Source organism: Streptomyces sp. NPDC054847 (assembly GCF_053610925.1).
In genome coordinates, this window is record NZ_JBSGZJ010000632.1 from 1 (window position 1) to 3,105 (window position 3,105).

At 71.2% G+C, this 3,105-nt stretch carries 5 protein-coding genes; 2 read left to right on the plus strand and 3 right to left on the minus strand.

What is annotated here, in order from left to right:
• The coding region (locus ACWGH4_RS33470) for an alpha/beta fold hydrolase (protein WP_453467481.1) at window positions 1-760 on the minus strand (760 nt) is incomplete at its 3' end.
• A 281-nt stretch (window positions 761-1,041) separates the two neighbouring features.
• Here ACWGH4_RS33470 and ACWGH4_RS33475 point away from each other — a divergent pair.
• Both ACWGH4_RS33475 and ACWGH4_RS33480 read left to right on the plus strand, forming a co-directional pair.
• A complete protein-coding gene (locus ACWGH4_RS33475) occupies window positions 1,042-1,371 on the plus strand; it encodes a hypothetical protein (protein ID WP_453467483.1) in 330 nt (109 codons plus the stop codon).
• Between the two features lie 152 nt (window positions 1,372-1,523).
• Window positions 1,524-1,952 carry a hypothetical protein gene (locus ACWGH4_RS33480; protein WP_453467485.1) on the plus strand — a complete coding sequence of 143 codons (429 nt, stop codon included), beginning with the start codon at window positions 1,524-1,526 and terminating at the stop codon, window positions 1,950-1,952.
• Window positions 1,953-1,978: 26 nt separating this feature from the next.
• Here the strand turns inward: ACWGH4_RS33480 and ACWGH4_RS33485 are convergent, their stop codons facing one another.
• Together ACWGH4_RS33485 and ACWGH4_RS33490 are read right to left on the minus strand one after the other, a co-directional pair.
• A complete protein-coding gene (locus ACWGH4_RS33485; RefSeq protein WP_453467487.1) occupies window positions 1,979-2,662 on the minus strand; it encodes a class I SAM-dependent methyltransferase in 684 nt (227 codons plus the stop codon).
• 165 nt (window positions 2,663-2,827) lie between these two features.
• The coding region (locus tag ACWGH4_RS33490; RefSeq protein WP_453467489.1) for an IS200/IS605 family accessory protein TnpB-related protein at window positions 2,828-3,105 on the minus strand (278 nt) is incomplete at its 5' end.

The window sequence follows — 3,105 nt, forward strand, 5'->3', positions numbered from 1 at the left end:
CGAGGTCCTCCCAGTCCCGGTCCATGTTCCGGTAGCGGTTCAGTGCCGGGCCCAGGCCGGTCCGCTCGAACTCCCCCGCGTAGACGTCGAGATCGTCCTCGCCGAGCCAGCCGGGCAGCGGGCCCACGGGGAACCGGGCGCGCAGCGTCCCGCCCCTGCTCACGAAGTGGGGGTCCGGGGCGCCGGGTGCGGGCATGGTGTCGGCGGACAGCGCGGCGTAGAAGCCGGCGAGCCAGCCGCGTACGTCGGGTTCGATCTCGGCCTCCGCACGGCCCGGCTGCTGGAAGTAGGAGACGTAGAACTCCTCCTCCCCGCCCATCCGGGCGAAGACGTCACCGGGCCGCGGACCGCCGCGGGGGGCGTAGGGCACGCTGAGCAGGCCCACCGCGCGGAAGACGTCCGGCCGGAGCAGGGCGGAGTTCGCGGCGATGTTCGCCCCCCAGTCGTGTCCGACGATCACCGCGGACCGCTCACCGAGGGCGTGCACCACCGCGGCGTTGTCCTCCACCAGGTCGACCATCCCGTACGCGTCCGTGGCGGCGGGCTTGGACGAACGGCCGTAGCCGCGGACGTCGACGGCGACCGCGCGGTATCCGGCAGCGGCCAGCGCCGGCAGTTGGTGACGCCAGGAGTACCAGGATTCCGGGAAGCCGTGCACGAGCAGCACCAGCGGGCCGCTCCCCTGCTCCACCAGGTGGATCCGGCCCGCAGGCGAGGGGACCAGTCGGTGGGTGGCGTCGGTGGCCTGCTGCTGCGGCATGAGTCCTCCACGGGTCTCCGATGTGCGCGCCCGGCCTTCGGGTCCCGCGGGCGCACGGCTCTTCGCCGATCATGCGGCGGTTGTGGCGGGCGCGGCCAGCCGTGTTGCCGCTTCGGCAAATCGGCGGCGGCCCGCCGGTCGTTGCGGCGGCATTCCTGGCGTGCGGGCCGGGCGCAGGCCGTGCTGTTCGCGAACTGCTCGCGCTGCTCGTACAGTTCGCGGGATCCGCGGGATCCGCGGGATCCGCGGGATCCGCGGGATCCGCGGGGAAGGGCGTGGCGATGGCACTGGCCAGGAAGGGGGCGCGGCGCATCACCGTCGACGGCGCCGTCTACCGCTGGAGGGTGCGCGGAAGGCCGACGTACGGCCAGGGAATGGTGTGGTCTCCCCTCACGTACGCGGTGGAGCTCGCGGACGGTCCGGACGCGATCCTGGTGGTCACGACCGGTCAGCCGCATCCGGGCAACTGGGTGGGAAGAACGGCCGCGCCGCTCCTGCCCTCGCACGTCGCCGACGGCATTCGCACCGCCCGCGCCGGCGGTTGGACGCCCGGGGCAGCCGGCTCGCCGTTCCTTCTCGACCGGTCACAGGGTTTCGTTCCGTTCCGCTGACCCGTCTGCCGAGGGAGTCTTGTCCATGACCAGGAGCGAGGATCGTTGAGCACCGGCGCGGGCCGGGAGCAGCCAGGGCCGGATCTCTGCGGGTGGAGCTTCGAACGGCTTCGGGCGACGGCCGTGAACGGGCACGCAGGCACCTTGAGGCCGTGCGTCTCGTCGCGCAGGAGCGTGCCTACTGCAGCGACGAACCCGCGGATGCCCGTCGGCAGTGGGCCAAGCTCTCCCTGCTGGCGAACCGGCGTGCGCACGGTGACGGCCCGGCGGATCGGACACGTGCGGCCACGCAGGACTTCATGCTCCGGATGTGGGTCATCGACCATCTCGGCCCCGACGACGATCCCGACTGGAGCCCGGACACACTGGCGTCCGACACGCTCGATGCCCTGCGTCTGACGCCCTCACAGGCCGATGCGCTCGCCGTCGGCCGGCGTGAATCGGCCATCGGGCAGATCCGCGAGCTGCGGCGGCACAAGAACCTGACGGCTCATCTGGCCGGACTCGCCGGCTACCTGGAGCCCGGCCCGACGCGGGACCTGCTACTCGCCTGGGTCGAGGTCCGCTCTCGCCTCCCCTGAGGCGGGCGGTGCCGCGTCCGGCCGAGTCAACTTGCGGGAGTGCCGGGCGTGTTCGGGGGGCCGGGCTTTCGGGCGAGGAAGGTGGCGACCGTTCTCTTCGTTCCTTCGCCGGGCGGCTGCACCAGTTGCGCGGTGATCTCGAAGCCGGCCGCCTCCAGCAGTTCGGCGGTCCTGTCCGGCGAGGTCAGGTAGGACTCGTAGGACACCGGACGGCCGCCGTACGCCTGTGTCGGGCGCAGATGTTCTCCGGTTCCGGCATGGCCGGCCAGCATCAGGCAGCCGCCGGGGGCGAGCGTGCGACGGAACTCGCCGAACACCACCGGCAGCAGCTCCGGCGGCGTGTGGTGGACGGAGTAGTAGGCCAGGATGCCGCCGAGTTCGTCGTCGTCGATCTCCAGCGCGGTCATCGACCCGACGGTGAAACTCAGTTCCGGATATGCCTGACGGGCCAGCTCGACCATCGCGGGCGACAGGTCGATACCGAACGCGGACACCCCCAGCCCGGCCAGGTGCGCGGTCACCCGGCCGGGACCGCATCCCACGTCCGCGACGGGCCCGCGGCCGGCCGTCCGTATCTCCTCGGCGAACGCCGCCAGCACGGCGCGTGACAGCGGGTCCAACTCCGCCGGGAACTTGACCTGTCGGGCGTATTCGGCGGCGACGGTGTCGTACGACTCCCGGACGGCCGTGAGGTAGGAGAGGTCGGTCACGGACGTGACTCTAGAGGAGGGCCCCCGGCCGGCCGGCGCGTGACCGGGGTGGTTGCCGTCCTGGTTCCGATGCAGGGCCCTTCCGCCGATGTTCGGCGCGCGCCACGAGGCGGTCGGTCTGATGGAGAAGGGCTTGACTTCTCCCCTGCCTGAACGAGGGGATTCTCACGGCTCACGCCGTGAGAGTTTCTGCTTCATCGCCGACTGCCCGCCCGGAGTGCTCCGTTGGGGTCTTCCGTACCAGGCAGCCTTGTACTCGAGCATGGACCGCAGTTCGGCCCAACATGCGTCCGAGATGCCGCGGGCAAGTGTGCGGTTTTTGACCATGTTTCGCACTGCCAAGTCCTCGATCACGAGCGTTTGGTTCTCGCGCACGAGTCGAGTGGTGAGCTTATGCAGGTGATCCCTGCGCCGGTCGGCTCCGCACGCACCCGAAGTGACGG